This window comes from Salegentibacter agarivorans, from assembly GCF_900113135.1.
Lineage (GTDB): Bacteria > Bacteroidota > Bacteroidia > Flavobacteriales > Flavobacteriaceae > Salegentibacter > Salegentibacter agarivorans.
Window position 1 is genome coordinate 1 of sequence record NZ_FOOH01000024.1, and the last position, 14,574, is coordinate 14,574.

Sequence of the window (14,574 nt, forward strand, 5' to 3'; positions counted from 1 at the left end):
GAACTAAAGGGCAAAGTATAGCTTTCTATATTAAAGAACTGAACCCGCTATTAAGGGGTTTTGCCAATTACTTCCGAATAGGCTTGACCAAAAAGCTGTTCCAGGATCTTTTAAGCTGGATCAGGAGAAGGTTACGAATGATGGTGATGAAAAGCTGGAAAAGCTGGAAACCTCTTCACCGACAACTAAGGCGTATGGGCTATAAGGGGAATTTTCTGAAGATATCGGTAACCCGATGGAGAAACTCCTCCACCAATTTAATACACTATGCCCTGCCAAATAAGTACTTCTCAGAATTAGGGTTGTACGCAATGGACACAGTTGAAGGGAATACTTTGCATCAGTACTATCAAACAGTACTGAATAAGATTTAACATGAGCCGTGTACGAGACCCGTATGCCCGGTTCCTGTAAGAGGGATGAAGATAATAAATGCTCAAATATTTATTATCTTCACCCTACTTGATTAGTTTTTGGTGTATTCCAGAATATCTCCCGGTTGGCATTCTAAAACCTCACAAATAGCCTCTAAAGTAGAAAATCGCACCGCTTTTGCCTTCCCGGTTTTTAGAATAGATAGATTTGCGGTGGTAATCCCTATTTTTTCAGCAAGTTCATTGCTTTTCATACCGCGTTCTTCCAGAATTTTATCCAGGTTTATAATAATAGGCATAACTAAACGGTTAACTCGTTTTCTTCTTTCATAACTCTGGCTTGATTAAAAATTTGGGATAGGAATATTAGAAATAAGCCTATGCCTATTACAAACCAGAAATCGAAAAGATCAAAATTTAACTCCAAACGGCCATTAAATATTACTTTGAAAACAAATATTGATATTGCGTCAACAATAGTTATTAAGATGATTAATTGCCCAATTAATTTAAAACTTGCAATTTGAAGCTTCGTGAATAATGGCCCGGAAATTAGTTCTTTCATTAAATTCTTGAATAAATATAGAATATAGATCCAAACTGCACTTGATAATAATTCATATGTTAAAGAGGAGTATAGTGCATTTTTAGATTTGATTTTAAATTCTTCAGCATCGTGTAATATTTCCAGGATATCGCCTGGACTAATAAAGATTGCATAAAGTAAAAAGCCAAATAAAAGTATCCAACCTATAATCATTAAATAATAAGCAACACTAAAAATGTTTTTAAGCCATTCTGAAGATTTCATTCCTCTGCAATTATCGTTTAACAATAACAAACCTACATTAAATTATCGAAAAACAATAATTTTATAAATTAAAAATGATAAATTAATTTCAGCATTTTAAGAAATTTGCTGAGAAACAGGGTTTTTATAATGATTTAAAATAAGAAGCTATTAAATCGGAATCCTTATAGAGGTTAAACGCCGCTTTGACTGTAAAACTTAAATAATATCTCTTATATTTGCGGGGAACGGACTTTTTGAGAGGAAATATATGCTAACAGCAATACTTTTAGGTTTTTTATTCGCAATATTCCTGGTTTTCGCAGGAAAGTTCTTCAGGGGGAAATTAGCCGTTCTTTCCGCACTTATTCCGGGTGGACTTTTTGCATATTTTGCAAGTTTTATTCCGCAGATAAGTTCTGGAGAAATAATTTCTAAAACTTACCAGTGGGTTCCGGCTTTTGGAGTAGACCTTAGTTTTAAGCTCGATGGGCTTTCCCTTCTGTTTTCATTAATGATCACCGGGATTGGTTTCCTGGTTTTTGCATATACCGCATCGTACCTTAGAGGACATAAATATCTTGACCGTTTCTACGGATATCTGAGCTTGTTTATGGCAGCCATGCTCGGTTTGGTGCTTTCAGACAATCTTATCTCACTTTTTGTTTTTTGGGAATTAACCAGTATAAGTTCATTTTTCTTAATCGGGTTTAATAATACCAACCCGGCTTCCCGAAAATCAGCTTTAACCGCTTTGGGAATTACCGGTTTTGGAGGGTTTTTCTTATTAGCAGGAGCTTTGTTGCTGGGTAGTATTACCGGCACTTACAGCATTTCTGAAATGCTAAGTATGAAAGAAGCTATTGCTGGCAGTGAATATTACATCCTGGCGGTGATCTTTATTTTTGTCGCTGCATTTACCAAGTCGGCGCAATTTCCTTTTCATTTCTGGTTGCCCGGTGCGATGAAAGCACCAACTCCGGTTTCTACTTATTTACACTCTGCCACGATGGTAAAAGCGGGCATTTACCTTCTTATGCGTTTTACACCGGTTTTGGGAGATTCAGAATTCTGGAATACAACATTGATTATTGTTGGTGGAATTACAATGGTTTACTCTGCAATTCACGCACTTTTTAGAACCGATCTTAAAGGTGTTTTGGCATATTCTACTATTTCTGCCCTGGGGATTTTGGTATTCTTAATCGGTTTAGGAACAAAATCAGCTTTTCTTGCTGCTGCTGTATTTATTATTGTTCACGCGCTTTATAAAGCTACATTATTCCTGGTTACAGGAATAATAGACCACCAAACCGGTACACGGGATGTTACTAAATTAAGTGGATTAAGAAAAATTATGATGCCGGTAGCGATTGCCGGTATTCTTGCAGCAATTTCCAGTGCGGGAATTCCGCCATCGGTAGGTTTCCTGGGAAAAGAACTTACTTACGAAGCCAGTACCCATGCTGAAACTTTTACAATAATAATCGTAATTGCAATTGTTCTAACAAAAATATTATTGCTTTGGGCAGGTTTTGTTGCGGGAATTAAACCTTTTGTAGGTAAACTTCCCGAGGCGCATAAAGATGTAAAAGCGCCTGATTTCCTAATGTGGGCTCCGGCAATTATCCTTGCTGTGCTAGGAATTGTTTTTGGGATATTCCCTATGCTTATTGAATCGGCCCTGGTAAAACCGGTGGTTTCATCTTTAGGGGCAGATGCTTCAGAATATCACCTTGCGCTATGGCACGGTTTCAATACTGTTTTGCTATTAAGTGCAATTACTATTGCTGTTGGAGTTTTGCTATATTTCTTCCTGAAACCTTCCGCAAAACTGGAAACCAGAATTGGAAAATTTGAATTTATTTCTCCTAAAAGCATCATGGAAAAAGGAACTCATTATTTCAGTGTATTTTCAGCATTCTGGACTAATGTTTTTCAAAATGGATATTTAAGAAATTATGTAACGACCATTGTGTTGTTTCTTGTAGTTTTAGTAGGCTACGTTATGTTTGGAAACCCAAGGGTAATGATAGATCATACCCAGCTTTCTAAAGTTACCGCTTACGAGTTGGCGGTGGTAATTATATTAATTGCCGGAGTTTTCTATACCGTTTTCACAAAATCCCGACTTGCTGCAGTTGCTGCAATGGGAGTTGTTGGTTTGGCTATTTGTTTGATTTTTGTTTTCTACAGTGCACCAGATTTGGCGATGACGCAATTTTCTATTGATACCTTAACAGTTATATTGTTTGTGCTGGTACTTTACAGATTGCCAAAATACCTTACACTTTCAGATTATAAAATGCGAATTAGGGACGGAATCCTCTCCCTGGCCTTAGGAACGGTAATATGTTTACTTGCGTTGCAAGTACTTGCTGAACCTACAAATACTGAAGTTGGTGATTTCTATGCGAAAAATGCCTATATCCTGGCTCACGGTAAGAACGTAGTAAATGTTATCCTGGTAGATTTTAGGGGAACAGATACGCTTATGGAAATTGCGGTATTGTCTATCTCAGCTATTGGAGTATTTGGATTGCTAAAATTGAGATTGAAAAGTACAGACAGGTCGCAATAAAAGAACATTAAAGTCGGGGTAAAATCCGTCTTTTTCTAAAATATATATAAATGAAAACCTTAATATTAAGAACAGCTTCCGATTATCTTTTGCCATTACTGCTGGTGTTCTCTGTTTTTATCTTATTACGTGGGCATTATTTGCCCGGCGGTGGTTTTGTGGGCGGACTTATAGCTGCGATTGCTTTTGTTTTGCACGCTTTTGCCAACGGGCTTGATAATACAAAAGGTCTTTTAAGATTTCATCCCGGGTTTTTAATGCCTGTTGGTTTGGGTCTTGCTTTTTTAAGCGGTTTGGCACCGGTAATTGGTTTAGACGATCCTTTTATGACGGGACTTTGGTTCCCAGAGCCCTTCCCGGTAATTGGGAACGTAGGTTCAGCTTTATTTTTTGATATAGGAGTTTACCTGGTGGTAATTGGAGTCACCCTCACAATAATATTTACAATTTCAGAATCAGCTTAATTTATGGAAATTCTTTTAGCGATAATTATAGGGGTTCTGTATGCCGCAGGTATTTATATGATTCTGCGCAGGAGTTTGGTAAAACTCATTATCGGAATTATTTTGTTAGGAAATGGGGCAAACCTGCTAATTTTCCTGCTGGGAAGAATTACAGAAGGTGCACCGCCAATTATTCCTGAAGATTCCAAGGTTTTTTTAGAAGCCTATGCAGATCCTGTTCCGCAGGCATTAATATTAACCGCTATCGTAATTAGTTTCGGTTTACAATCTTTTGCAATTATTCTTGTGAAAAGAGCACACAAAGTAGTGAAAACCGATGATCTGGACGAAATGAACGCAACAGACGAAGATTCATGACACAACAAATAATATTATATCCTTTACTGCTGCAAATGCTATTGGCTATCATCCTCATGTTTTTCTGGAGGAAGATAAATGCACAGCGAATAATTAGTATGTTTGGAAGCCTTGTGCACCTTGCTGTTAGTATTACTGTTTTTGCATATATCTGGAATAATGGTACCCAAACAGTACAGGCCGGGAGTTGGGAAGCTCCTTTTGGAATTACCTTTATTGCAGATACTTTCTCTGCCACTATGGTGCTACTTACCTCCATTGCAGGTTTGGCTGTATCTATATTTTCCTCGGGTTCAGTTATTGGTGATAGATTGAGATTTGGGTATTTTCCCATTTTCCATTTCTTACTTTTAGGACTTACCGGCGCTTTTTTAACCGGTGATATCTTTAACCTTTATGTTTGGTTTGAAATTATTATTATAAGCTCTTTTGTTTTAATTACTATTGGTGGGGAAAAAGCTCAATTAGAGGGTGCGGTAAAATATTTTACGCTGAATTTCCTCGCTTCCATGATCTTTTTAACGGCAATTGCGGTGCTATACGGTTTAACCGGAAGCTTAAATATGGCCGATCTTGCCAATAAAGTGGCTGCAGTAGAAAACCGGGCTCTTGTAGAAATAACTGCTATTTTATTTCTAATTGGCTTCGGAATTAAATCGGCTATTTTTCCTTTATATTTTTGGTTACCGGCTTCCTATCATACGCCGCCCTCAGCAGTTTCAGCTATTTTTGGAGGCTTGCTTACTAAAGTTGGGGTGTATGCTTTAATTAGGGTGTTTACCTTAATTTTTGTAGATGATGTTTTCTTAGATCAAATTCTATTGGTGCTTGCTATTTTCACTCTGTTTAGTGGGGCATTGGGCGCACTGGTTCAGAATAATATAAGGAAGGTATTCTCCTATTTAATTATTTGTCATATTGGTTATATGATTATTGGTTTGGGAATGTTTACCGAAGTGGCTATTGCAGGTGCAATTTTTTACCTGGTGCATGATATTGTGGTAAAAACGAATCTTTTTATGATTAGTGGTCTTATATACCGAATAAAAGGTTCTAATAGCATGCGAGCTTTAGGTGGTTTTTATGCCAATTACCCCAAGTTGAGTTTATTGATGTTTATCCCGTTATTTTCATTGGTTGGGATTCCGCCTTTATCGGGGTTTTGGCCTAAAATATCTTTAATTACTGCCAGTTTTGAATCTGGAAGTTATTGGAGCCTGGCCGCAATTATCTTTGCAAGTTTTATTACCTTGGTTGTAATCGCGAAACTTTGGGCTGAAGTTTTTTGGAAAGAGGCACAAGAGATTCCTGTTAGACCAAAATTCAGGTATTTTCATGCAATTAAAAATATAAAGAGAGTTCAGATAATAGTACCTATAGTTTTTTTAAGTCTGGTATCCTTATATGTAGGTTTTGGAGCAGAACATATTCAAACGCTTTCAGCTAGAATTGCATCAGAATTAATGGATAATCAACAATATATAGACGCAGTACTTAATACACAAACACCCGAATAATGAAGAGCAGGTTTGTATCTAATTTATTACTCACTTTTGTATGGGTAGCCCTAACCGGAGATTTTACTTTCCAGAACTATATCTTTGGCTTTGTTCTTAATTTCTTTATTCTGTGGGTGATAACAAGAGGGAATAGTGATGCCCGGTATTTTACTATTATTCCTAAATTGATAGCCTTCTTTTTCTTCTTCCTGTGGGAATTATTTAAAGCAAACCTACAGGTAGGTTACGAAGTTGTAACCCCAAAATATGGAATGAAACCGGGAATTGTAAAAGTACCGCTTACCATACAAAGCAACCTGGGGATTACATTTTTGGCGAATATGATCTCGCTTACACCAGGAACCCTTAGCCTGGATGTCTCTAACGATAAAAAAGTGCTTTATGTACATGCGATGTATGTAACCGATAAAGAGGAATTTATCGATAGTATTAAAAACGGATTTGAAAAACGTATTTTGGAAATATTGAGATGACGCTAACAGATTATTTATATTATATTATTCTGCCAATCCTGGCCTTTTCGGTGCTGCTAATAGTTTACCGATTTATTAAAGGTCCCAGTATTGCCGATAAAATTATTGCCCTGGATGTGCTTATCACTACCGGTATTGGAATTATTGGAGTTTACAGTATTATTCACGGAAGATCTACATTTTTAGATACTGCAATGATCCTGGCTTTAATTGCTTTTTTAAGTACCGTGGCTTTCTCATATTACCTGGAAAAAAGAAACCGAAAGAAATGAGTTCAATAATTATAGTAATATTAATCACTTTAGGAACCTTGTTCGTACTGCTTTCTGCAATAGGACTCGTAAGAATGCCCGATACTTATATGAGGATTTCGGTAAATACTAAAGCGGCCACGCTTGGTGTTGGTCTTATTTTAGTGGGAACGGCCGTTTTCTTTAACGATCTTTCTACCACTTCCCGTGCACTTGTAATTATTCTTTTTGTATTTCTAACCGCCCCCGTAAGTGCACATTTAATTGGAAGGGCATCCTATTTTATGGGAGTAAAACTCTGGAAAGGCTCCGTTATGGACGATCTTAGAGGAAAATATCAGAGAAATTCTCACGTATTAAAAAGTGAAATTGACGATACACCGCAAAATAACATAGATCACACAAGAAACGAAGATGATATTGTAAAGTAGTTTAGTGTTCAGTATTATCATGTTTTCTTTTTCCCCTTATAAGTTTCTTTTCCAGAAACCCAAAAACTAGATTTATAACAACAATTGTTATACAAATTATAAGTAGTTCGGCATACATTTGTAAAGCAGCGAGCCCACCAGCGGCGGCACTACACCAAATAGTAGCAGCAGTAGTTAAACCCTTTACATTTTTCCCGTGCTGAAGAATGGTTCCTGCACCAATAAAACCAATACCGGTGACCACCTGGCCAATAACCCTGGTAATATCTACAAATTCTTCTCCCTGAAATTGTAGAGAAAGTAAAATAAAAACACAAGCACCCAGGGCCACAAGAGCATTGGTTTTTAAACCTGCGCTTTTGCCGGTAAATTCCCTTTCTATACCTATAAAAAGTCCGGCCACAGCTGCCAAACCAATACTAAGACTAAATTCTGCCAGTTCCATATTTTTTAGTTCGTTAAAGTTGTAATTTTGAACTATGCAATTACCTTTAAAATTAGCGAAAAGTTTAGAGAAGAGAAAGGATGAAAATGCTTTGCGGTCTTTAAAAAGGAACGCTCAATTAATAGATTTTTCCTCAAACGATTATTTAGGATTAGCTTCCTCTGCAAAAGTCTATAATGGGGCGCATCAAATTTTAGAGCAGAATAATCTTTTAATAAATGGAGCCACCGGTTCCAGGTTGCTTTCTGGGAATCATAAAATTTATGATTTAGCCGAAAATTTCCTTGCCGAATTTCATAAAACTGAAGCCGCTTTAATTTTTAATTCCGGCTACGATGCTAATATTGGATTTTTCAGTTCAGTGCCTAAACGTGGGGATTTTATTTTTTATGATGAACTAGTTCACGCTTCTATAAGAGATGGAATTTCAATGAGTAATGCAAAAGCTTATAAATTCCGCCATAATAATATTGAAGATCTCAAAATCAGGCTGAATAAACTTTCACAACCTGAAAATTCAGAAATTTATATTGTAACTGAATCTGTGTTTTCAATGGATGGAGATCTGGCGCCGCTACGAGAGTTAGCAGCAATTTCAGAAGATTTTAAAGCCTTTTTGGTGGTAGATGAAGCCCACGCTACGGGTATTTTTGGTGAAAATGGAGAAGGTTTGGTTCAGGAAGAAGGAATTCAGGATAAAGTTTTCGCGCGTTTAAATACTTTTGGAAAAGCACCCGGTTGCCACGGCGCGGTTATTTTAGGAAGTAAAGGTTTAAAAAATTATCTGGTAAATTTTTCCCGAAGCCTAATTTATACAACGGCTTTGCCGCCTCATTCGGTTGCTACAATTCTCTCGGTTTACCAGGAATTCATAAACGAAATTTCAGAAATTCAGCAACTAAAAAATAATATTCATTTTTTCAGGAATCAAATTGAGGAATTAGAGATTAAAAAACATTTTATTCCGAGTATTTCAGCAATTCAAAGTTGTATAATTCCGGGGAATGAAAAAGTGAAAAATATAGCAAAAATTTTGAAACAAGAAGGTTTTGAAGTAAAACCCATTTTATCGCCTACTGTTCCAAAAGGGAGTGAACGCCTTCGGTTTTGTTTACATTCCTTTAATTCTGAAAATGAAATCAGGGAGGTTTTAAAAAAACTCACTAAATTACTGCCATGAAGCCCGAATGATGCTGAACCCAGAAATTGGCTGTAACAGGATTAGGTAAGCCAGTGATTAATTGCCGGTTTGGGATAAAATATATAAGCATATGAGCACTTTTGTAAACATAGCCAGGTTTCAGTATTCTTCTGAAGCACAAATTGTAAAAGGGAAATTACAATCTGAAGGCATAGAGGTATTCCTGGCAGACCAGGTTCTTATTGATACCGATCCTCTGGTAAGCCAGGCGATTGGTGGTATAAAATTGAACGTGTATGCTGACGATGAGGAACGAGCCCGGGCGATTTTAAGTGAAATTCACGATTATTCCCTTGATGACAAAGGTGAAAGAGTAGTTTGTCCCAACTGTGACAGCACTCGCGTAAAAGTTTACACGCATATTAAAGATGTGCGTTCTTTCTTTGCTTTTTTGTTTTCATTTCTCACCTTCGCCCTGCCAATTCACTACAAATACGATTATCATTGTGAAAATTGTGAAGAGAAATTTACTTTAAAATGACCAGCATTGAAGAATTTATAAATAAATGAAACATACTTATTTTGTTACCGGTATTGGGACCGAAGTTGGAAAAACAGTAGCTTCAGCAATCTTAACAGAAGCCTTAGAAGCCGATTATTGGAAACCTATCCAGGCCGGCGATCTTGATAATTCTGATAGCCATAAAGTAGAAAGACTAATTTCTAACGATAAAACTGTTTTTCATAAAAATCGCTTTGCACTAAAAACACCCATGAGTCCGCATGCAGCGGCTGAAATTGATCAAGTAAAAATTACTTCAAAAAAAATAAAACGTCCAAAGGGCGAAAATAGTTTGGTTATTGAAGGCGCCGGAGGTTTATTAGTCCCAATTAGCGATAAAGAAACTATAGCCGATTTAATGCAGCCGGAAGATCGCATTATCCTGGTTTCTCGTCATTATCTTGGAAGTATCAATCATACTTTATTAACTATAGAAGCTTTAGAATCTCGCGACTTAAATTGCTTCGGAATAATTTTTTCGGGCGAAGAAAATAAATCTACTGAATCGATAATTGAAAAAATGGGCGGTATAAAGGTTCTGGGAAGAATAGAACAGGAACCTTACTTTGATCAAAATGTGATTAAAGAATACGCTGAATTATTTAGAGAAAAATTGAAATAAATTAAACCTCATAGGTTTTTAAAATCTGTGAGGTTTTACTATTATAACATGTCAGATTTTAAAAAAGATAAAGATTCCCTTCCCCTCCCTTTTGGGGAGGGGACCGAGGGGAGGGGCTTGAACTTAGTTACCCGAGATCAAAAACACCTTTGGCACCCTTTAACCCAGCATAAAATTTCCCCGGAAGCTTTACCTATTGTAAAAGCAAAGGGCAGTATTCTTTACGCCGAAGATGGCAGTGAATATATAGACGGTATCGCTTCCTGGTACACGGCAATGTATGGGCACTGCAATGAATATATTACCGGAAAAGTTGCGGCCCAAATGCAAAATTTAGATCAGGTAGTGTTTAGCGGATTTACCCACGAACCTGCGGTAAAACTTTCTGAAGAACTAATAAAGATTTTGCCGGGAAATCAGCAGAAATTGTTCTTTAATGACAATGGTTCTACGGCCACGGAGATTGGGATTAAAATGGCTTTGCAGTATCATCATAACCAGGGCAATAATCGTAATGTGATGCTGGCTTTTGACGAAGGTTTTCACGGCGATACCTTTGGCGCGATGTCGGTTTCGGGGCTTTCAGTTTATAATGGTGCTTTCGAAGAGCATTTTATTGAAGTTTTACGAATCTCGGTTCCGTTAGGAGAAAATAATGAAGAAGTTATTTCGGGGCTGAAAGAACTAATTTCAGAAAACAATATTGCTGGATTTATATATGAGCCCTTAGTGCAGGGTGCGGCGGCAATGAAAATGCACGATGCTGCTGGCTTGAATGAAATCCTGAAAGTTTGCAAAGAGCATGACATTGTTTGCGTGGCCGATGAAGTAATGACCGGATTTGGGAAAACCGGTAAATATTTTGCTTCAGATTATATGGAAACCAAACCCGATGTAATGTGTCTTTCTAAGGCATTAACCGCAGGCTTGTTGCCAATGGGTTTAACCACCTGTTCGCAAAAAATCTACGATGCTTTTTATGACGAAGATATTTCTAAAGGCCTATTCCACGGGCATACGTATTCTGCCAATCCACCGGCTTGTACTGCGGCCATTGCTGGAATAGAATTATTGGTTTCCGAAGAAATTCAAGGGCAAATCAAATCGGTTATTAAATCACATCAGGCTTTTGATGAAAAGATAAAAGACCATCCAAAAGTTACCAATCGCCGGCAGTTGGGCGTTATTTATGCTTTTGATCTTAATGTGAAAATGGAGCGCTACGGTAACCTTAGAAACCAGCTTTTTAAACATTTTATGGATAATGGCGTATTTCTAAGACCGCTTGGAAATACTATTTATATTTTGGCGCCGTTTACAATTACTCAATTAGAATTGAATAAAATCTATTCTGTTATCGAAGATCTTCTGGAAAAGTTTTAGAAATAAACTTTTATAAGTGTCTTAAAAGCAAAGCTTTAATTGTTTACATTAGAATTAAAATTTAGCGATTATGATGCATCCAGATACAGAACTGCGCTTTATAAATGAGCAGGTGGGATATGGCGTGGTGGCTACCAAAAAAATTCCCGAAGGCACTATTACCTGGGTTCAGGACGATTTAGATCACGTTTTTTATAATTCCCACGTAGAAAAACTGCATCCTAAAAGTGCGCAAATGCTGGAAAAATATGCTTTTCGCAATCGGTTTGGCGATTTGGTTCTTTGTTGGGATTTGGCGAAATATGTAAACCATAGTTTTAATTCTAACTGCTTTTCTACAGCCTACGGATTTGAAATTGCGGTTAGAGATATTGCCATTGGGGAAGAGCTGACCGACGATTACGGATACTTGAATCTTGATGAAGCTTTTAAACCTTTTCAGGAAAATACATCCAGAACCAAGGTTTATCCAGACGATTTGGTAAATTATCACAAAGAATGGGACGGGATTTTGCAAAAATCAATTCAAAAAGTAGAAAAGGTTTATCAGCCACTTATAGATCTTGTTTCTGAAGGAATTCAGTTAGAATTACAAAAGATCCTATTAGGCGAAAAAAAGATGGATTCTATTTTAAATCTTTATTATCAGCGTTAAACTGGTTTATCCCACTATCCTTCCTGCGAGGTTTTTTTATACCTCGTAAGTTTGAAAAATAATAATATACCTACAAGGTTATTCAAACCTTGCAGGATTTCTGATTCATTTTTTTTATTGAAAATATTTAGTGGTTGGAACAACAGACCTTATTTTTGCTGAAAATTAATCGCTTTTGAAATCACCGGTATTTATATCTTCACTTGGTTCTGTTTCTGCGCTTGGTCAATCTCCTGCGGAAATATGGAAAAATTATAAAAATCCGAAACATTTTATTTCCAAACATCGGTTTGATGAAACCGAAGCTTTTGCGGCTTTTTTGCCAGAAAATCTCAAAGCTGAAATTGAAGCACTTAAAAGTGAAAACCCCAATTATAGAAAACTGGATGATTCGGTTTTATTTGCAATTTTTTCAGCCAGAAAAGCTATAAAAGAAGCCGGGTGGAAAAGCGAGAAAAATATTGGTATCAATATTGGGAGCTCACGTGGTGCTACCGGATTGTTTGAAAAATATCATAAAGAATTTATAGAAACCGGAAAAGCCGCTACGCAGGCTTCGCCTTCTACCACTTTAGGAAATATTTCTTCCTGGGTTTCGCAAGATCTTCAAACAGAGGGACCGGAATTTTCTCATAGTGTAACCTGCTCAACCGGTTTACACTCGGTTGTAAATGCTATTGCCTGGATGCAGGCCGGTTTTGCCGATAAGTTCCTTGCCGGTGGGAGTGAAGCTGCATTAACCCCTTTTACAATCGCCCAAATGAAAGCCATGAAAATTTATGCTTCAGAAGATCTTGATTTTCCGTGTCGCGCTTTGGATATGCAGAAAAAAAGAAATTCAATGATTCTTGGAGAAGCTTCAGGAATATTGGCGCTTCAGAAGGAAAATTCAGAAAAAGCAATTGCTAAAATTACAGGATTTGGCTACGCAACAGAAACCTTAAAGCACAGTGTTTCAATTTCAGAAAAAGGGGAATCTTTACAGAAGGCGATGAAAATGGCCATTGGCGAGAAAGAACTTTCAGAAATTGACGCGGTAGTGATGCACGCGCCCGGAACTTTAAAAGGAGATCTATCTGAAGTAAACGCAATAAAAACACTTTTTGGTAAAAATGCTCCCGCAATGACTAGTAATAAATGGAAACTGGGACATACGTTTGCAGCTTCGGGAATTTTAAATTTAGAACTTGCGATTTTAATGCTTCAGCATCAGGATTTTATTGAGGTGCCTTTTTCAGAAATTAGTAAATCACCTTCAAAACTTGAAAATATATTGGTAAACGCTGTAGGTTTTGGCGGGAACGCAGTTTCTATATTAATAAGTCGGAAATCATAACTTTAAAGAAAGCTTTGAAAACTTTCTTCGCTGAAGGCTTATTAAAGCGCAGTTTTATTTATTTTTGATTTCAAATCTATTTTTTATGGCCACAAGACATAACTGGACAAAAGAAGAAATTCTCGAGATATATAATAAACCTTTGATGGAGTTGCTTTACGAAGCGGCCACTGTGCATAGGAAAAATCACGATCCTAACACCGTTCAGGTTTCAACTTTACTTTCTATTAAAACCGGCGGTTGCCCTGAAGATTGTGGGTATTGCCCACAGGCGGCACGTTATCATACCAACGTTGAAGGAAACGACCTTATGAGCGTGAACCAGGTTAAAGCCCAGGCGCTACGTGCTAAAGAGTCGGGAAGTTCGCGGGTTTGTATGGGTGCAGCCTGGAGAAACGTAAAGGACGGTAAGGAGTTCGATTCGGTTTTGGAAATGGTAAGAACCATTAATAAACTGGATATGGAAGTTTGCTGTACGCTAGGAATGATTACCGAAAACCAGGCGCAGCGACTTGCTGAAGCCGGTTTGTATGCTTATAACCATAATTTAGATTCTTCAGAAGAATATTATAAAGAGGTGATTTCTACCCGCGGTTACCAGGATAGACTGGACACCATAGGGAATGTTAGAAAAACTAATGTTACTGTATGTAGCGGTGGAATTATAGGAATGGGAGAAAGTGCAGATGACAGGGCAGGAATGCTTGTAGCTTTGTCTACTCTAAGTCCGCAGCCGGAATCTGTGCCAATTAACGCTTTGGTTCCTGTTGAAGGAACTCCTATGGAAGAGCAGGAACCGGTTTCTATCTGGGAAATGGTGAGAATGGTTGCTACTGCCAGAATTGTAATGCCTGAAACCCAGGTAAGACTTTCTGCCGGAAGAACTCAAATGAGTAGAGAAGGACAGGCAATGTGTTTCTTTGCCGGAGCAAATTCGATCTTTGCCGGAGATAAACTACTTACAACACCAAATCCTGATGTAAACGAGGATATGGAATTGTTTAGATCTTTAGGTTTGAATCCGCAAAAAGCATTTGAGAAGAAGGAGCAGCCTAAAAGTGTTTCAGCTGAAGAATCGCAATATCAGAATTTAGGAGAAAAACCAAAATGGTCCAGACCCGGACATAAGATTGAGCGTAATTTAGAAGCGCAACAAAAATCTAAAGCCAAGGCTTAAAAAAGAATTCAA

General features: G+C 37.4%; 18 protein-coding genes. 15 read left to right on the top strand and 3 right to left on the bottom strand.

The genetic code is table 11. From position 1 onward, the window contains the following. The coding region (locus tag BM084_RS15010) for a group II intron maturase-specific domain-containing protein (RefSeq protein WP_317040676.1) at positions 1–374 on the top strand (374 nt) is incomplete at its 5' end. Between the two features lie 92 nt (positions 375–466). Here BM084_RS15010 and BM084_RS15015 read toward each other — a convergent pair. Then, the gene (locus BM084_RS15015) at positions 467–673 is read right to left on the bottom strand and encodes a helix-turn-helix domain-containing protein (protein ID WP_075325580.1); all 207 of its coding nucleotides are present in this window, start codon (positions 671–673) and stop codon (positions 467–469) included. A gap of 2 nt (positions 674–675) precedes the next feature. After that, positions 676–1,185 (bottom strand): DUF2975 domain-containing protein, encoded by a 510-nt coding sequence (locus tag BM084_RS15020; protein ID WP_075325581.1) that lies wholly within the window; start codon positions 1,183–1,185, stop codon positions 676–678. Between the two features lie 250 nt (positions 1,186–1,435). On the opposite strand from BM084_RS15020, the gene BM084_RS15025 reads away from it, so the two are divergent. Genes BM084_RS15025 through mnhG form a run of 7 tightly spaced genes read left to right on the top strand, consistent with a single transcriptional unit; the run spans position 1,436 to position 7,241 of the window. Beyond that, positions 1,436–3,745 (top strand): putative monovalent cation/H+ antiporter subunit A, encoded by a 2,310-nt coding sequence (locus BM084_RS15025; protein ID WP_075325582.1) that lies wholly within the window; start codon positions 1,436–1,438, stop codon positions 3,743–3,745. 50 nt (positions 3,746–3,795) lie between these two features. After that, positions 3,796–4,209, top strand: a complete 414-nt coding sequence (locus BM084_RS15030) for a Na+/H+ antiporter subunit B (RefSeq protein ID WP_075325583.1) — start codon at positions 3,796–3,798, stop codon at positions 4,207–4,209. Between the two features lie 3 nt (positions 4,210–4,212). Continuing rightward, on the top strand, positions 4,213–4,566 hold the full coding sequence (locus BM084_RS15035) for a Na+/H+ antiporter subunit C (RefSeq protein ID WP_075325584.1): 354 nt from the start codon (positions 4,213–4,215) through the stop codon (positions 4,564–4,566). Then, positions 4,563–6,083 (top strand): proton-conducting transporter transmembrane domain-containing protein, encoded by a 1,521-nt coding sequence (locus tag BM084_RS15040; RefSeq protein WP_075325585.1) that lies wholly within the window; start codon positions 4,563–4,565, stop codon positions 6,081–6,083. The genes BM084_RS15035 and BM084_RS15040 overlap by 4 nt, the downstream gene beginning before the upstream one ends. Then, on the top strand, positions 6,083–6,559 hold the full coding sequence (locus tag BM084_RS15045) for a Na+/H+ antiporter subunit E (protein WP_093305825.1): 477 nt from the start codon (positions 6,083–6,085) through the stop codon (positions 6,557–6,559). The genes BM084_RS15040 and BM084_RS15045 overlap by 1 nt, the downstream gene beginning before the upstream one ends. Next, on the top strand, positions 6,556–6,831 hold the full coding sequence (locus BM084_RS15050) for a cation:proton antiporter (protein ID WP_075325587.1): 276 nt from the start codon (positions 6,556–6,558) through the stop codon (positions 6,829–6,831). Before BM084_RS15045 ends, BM084_RS15050 begins: the two co-directional genes overlap by 4 nt. Next, positions 6,828–7,241, top strand: coding sequence for a monovalent cation/H(+) antiporter subunit G (gene mnhG, locus BM084_RS15055; RefSeq protein ID WP_075325588.1), 414 nt, complete (start codon positions 6,828–6,830; stop codon positions 7,239–7,241). The genes BM084_RS15050 and mnhG overlap by 4 nt, the downstream gene beginning before the upstream one ends. Before the next feature lies 1 nt (position 7,242). Here the strand turns inward: mnhG and BM084_RS15060 are convergent, their stop codons facing one another. Next, positions 7,243–7,686, bottom strand: coding sequence for an MgtC/SapB family protein (locus BM084_RS15060; RefSeq protein WP_075325589.1), 444 nt, complete (start codon positions 7,684–7,686; stop codon positions 7,243–7,245). 34 nt (positions 7,687–7,720) lie between these two features. On the opposite strand from BM084_RS15060, the gene BM084_RS15065 reads away from it, so the two are divergent. The 7 genes from BM084_RS15065 to bioB all read left to right on the top strand — a co-directional run bounded on the left by BM084_RS15065 (position 7,721) and on the right by bioB (position 14,562). Continuing rightward, entirely contained in the window at positions 7,721–8,866 is a 1,146-nt protein-coding gene (locus BM084_RS15065) for an aminotransferase class I/II-fold pyridoxal phosphate-dependent enzyme (protein ID WP_093305827.1), read from the top strand. A gap of 91 nt (positions 8,867–8,957) precedes the next feature. After that, positions 8,958–9,368 (top strand): putative signal transducing protein, encoded by a 411-nt coding sequence (locus BM084_RS15070; RefSeq protein ID WP_037317669.1) that lies wholly within the window; start codon positions 8,958–8,960, stop codon positions 9,366–9,368. A 25-nt stretch (positions 9,369–9,393) separates the two neighbouring features. Continuing rightward, positions 9,394–10,011, top strand: a complete 618-nt coding sequence (gene bioD / locus BM084_RS15075; RefSeq protein ID WP_075325591.1) for a dethiobiotin synthase — start codon at positions 9,394–9,396, stop codon at positions 10,009–10,011. Between the two features lie 117 nt (positions 10,012–10,128). Further along, the gene (gene bioA, locus BM084_RS15080) at positions 10,129–11,394 is read left to right on the top strand and encodes an adenosylmethionine--8-amino-7-oxononanoate transaminase (protein WP_245764391.1); all 1,266 of its coding nucleotides are present in this window, start codon (positions 10,129–10,131) and stop codon (positions 11,392–11,394) included. A 70-nt stretch (positions 11,395–11,464) separates the two neighbouring features. Then, on the top strand, positions 11,465–12,049 hold the full coding sequence (locus tag BM084_RS15085) for an SET domain-containing protein (RefSeq protein WP_075325592.1): 585 nt from the start codon (positions 11,465–11,467) through the stop codon (positions 12,047–12,049). 175 nt (positions 12,050–12,224) lie between these two features. Beyond that, the gene (locus tag BM084_RS15090) at positions 12,225–13,385 is read left to right on the top strand and encodes a beta-ketoacyl synthase N-terminal-like domain-containing protein (RefSeq protein ID WP_093305831.1); all 1,161 of its coding nucleotides are present in this window, start codon (positions 12,225–12,227) and stop codon (positions 13,383–13,385) included. Between the two features lie 85 nt (positions 13,386–13,470). Further along, positions 13,471–14,562, top strand: a complete 1,092-nt coding sequence (gene bioB / locus BM084_RS15095) for a biotin synthase BioB (protein ID WP_037317654.1) — start codon at positions 13,471–13,473, stop codon at positions 14,560–14,562. The last annotated feature ends 12 nt before the right edge of the window (positions 14,563–14,574 follow it).

Bases quoted from the DNA above. Each gene is read 5' to 3' on its own strand.
- BM084_RS15035 (WP_075325584.1), top strand. From the start codon at position 4,213: ATGGAAATTCTTTTAGCGATAATTATAGGGGTTCTGTATGCCGCAGGT.
- BM084_RS15040 (WP_075325585.1), top strand. From the start codon at position 4,563: ATGACACAACAAATAATATTATATCCTTTACTGCTGCAAATGCTATTG.
- BM084_RS15030 (WP_075325583.1), top strand. From the start codon at position 3,796: ATGAAAACCTTAATATTAAGAACAGCTTCCGATTATCTTTTGCCATTA.
- BM084_RS15065 (WP_093305827.1), top strand. From the start codon at position 7,721: ATGCAATTACCTTTAAAATTAGCGAAAAGTTTAGAGAAGAGAAAGGAT.
- BM084_RS15045 (WP_093305825.1), top strand. From the start codon at position 6,083: ATGAAGAGCAGGTTTGTATCTAATTTATTACTCACTTTTGTATGGGTA.
- BM084_RS15025 (WP_075325582.1), top strand. From the start codon at position 1,436: ATGCTAACAGCAATACTTTTAGGTTTTTTATTCGCAATATTCCTGGTT.
- mnhG (WP_075325588.1), top strand. From the start codon at position 6,828: ATGAGTTCAATAATTATAGTAATATTAATCACTTTAGGAACCTTGTTC.
- BM084_RS15050 (WP_075325587.1), top strand. From the start codon at position 6,556: ATGACGCTAACAGATTATTTATATTATATTATTCTGCCAATCCTGGCC.
- BM084_RS15015 (WP_075325580.1), bottom strand. From the start codon at position 673: ATGCCTATTATTATAAACCTGGATAAAATTCTGGAAGAACGCGGTATG.
- BM084_RS15020 (WP_075325581.1), bottom strand. From the start codon at position 1,185: ATGAAATCTTCAGAATGGCTTAAAAACATTTTTAGTGTTGCTTATTAT.
- bioD (WP_075325591.1), top strand. From the start codon at position 9,394: ATGAAACATACTTATTTTGTTACCGGTATTGGGACCGAAGTTGGAAAA.
- BM084_RS15085 (WP_075325592.1), top strand. From the start codon at position 11,465: ATGATGCATCCAGATACAGAACTGCGCTTTATAAATGAGCAGGTGGGA.
- BM084_RS15060 (WP_075325589.1), bottom strand. From the start codon at position 7,686: ATGGAACTGGCAGAATTTAGTCTTAGTATTGGTTTGGCAGCTGTGGCC.
- bioB (WP_037317654.1), top strand. From the start codon at position 13,471: ATGGCCACAAGACATAACTGGACAAAAGAAGAAATTCTCGAGATATAT.
- BM084_RS15070 (WP_037317669.1), top strand. From the start codon at position 8,958: ATGAGCACTTTTGTAAACATAGCCAGGTTTCAGTATTCTTCTGAAGCA.